General features: G+C 42.5%; 1 protein-coding gene. It reads right to left on the bottom strand.

Translation table 11 applies throughout. From position 1 onward, the window contains the following. Positions 1-603 (bottom strand): polysaccharide biosynthesis protein (locus NE664_12725; protein ID MCQ4727500.1); only part of this gene is annotated, 603 nt, incomplete at both ends.

Below are 603 nucleotides of genomic sequence, written 5' to 3'. Positions count from 1 at the left end.
AAAATCCCCCCATATCCAATGCATTTGCGCATTCTTCATTAGTCAAGAGTGTTTCATACATCTTCTCACCATGGCGAATTCCAATGACTTTAATTTCATTTGATGCGTGGAACAGTTCTTTCACGGCTTGAGCCAATATTTCAATGGTACAGGCTGGCGCTTTCTGAACCATTATGTCTCCTGATTCCGCATTTTCAAATGCAAACATAACAAGTTCCACAGCTTCTTCCAGGCTCATGATAAATCTCGTCATGGCAGGCGCTGTTACTGTCAAAGGCTTCTCTTCTTTAATCTGACTGATAAACAGCGGAATTACCGACCCTCTTGAACACATAACATTCCCATAACGCGTACAGCAGATCGTTGTCTTATCCGGAGAAACAGTTCTGGCTTTTGCTACAATTACTTTTTCCATCATCGCCTTGCTCGTACCCATCGCATTGACAGGATAAGCGGCCTTATCGGTAGAAAGACATATTACCTTTTTCACACCTTCTTCAATAGCAGCATTTAAAACATTTTCAGTTCCAAGAACGTTAGTTCTGACTGCCTCTAAAGGAAAAAACTCACAAGAAGGCACCTGCTTGAGAGCAGCCGCATGGA

Origin of the sequence: Anaerotignum faecicola (assembly GCA_024460105.1) — a bacterium.
In the GTDB taxonomy this organism is placed as follows: domain Bacteria; phylum Bacillota; class Clostridia; order Lachnospirales; family Anaerotignaceae; genus JANFXS01.
This window is presented reverse-complemented; position numbering and strand designations above follow the sequence as displayed.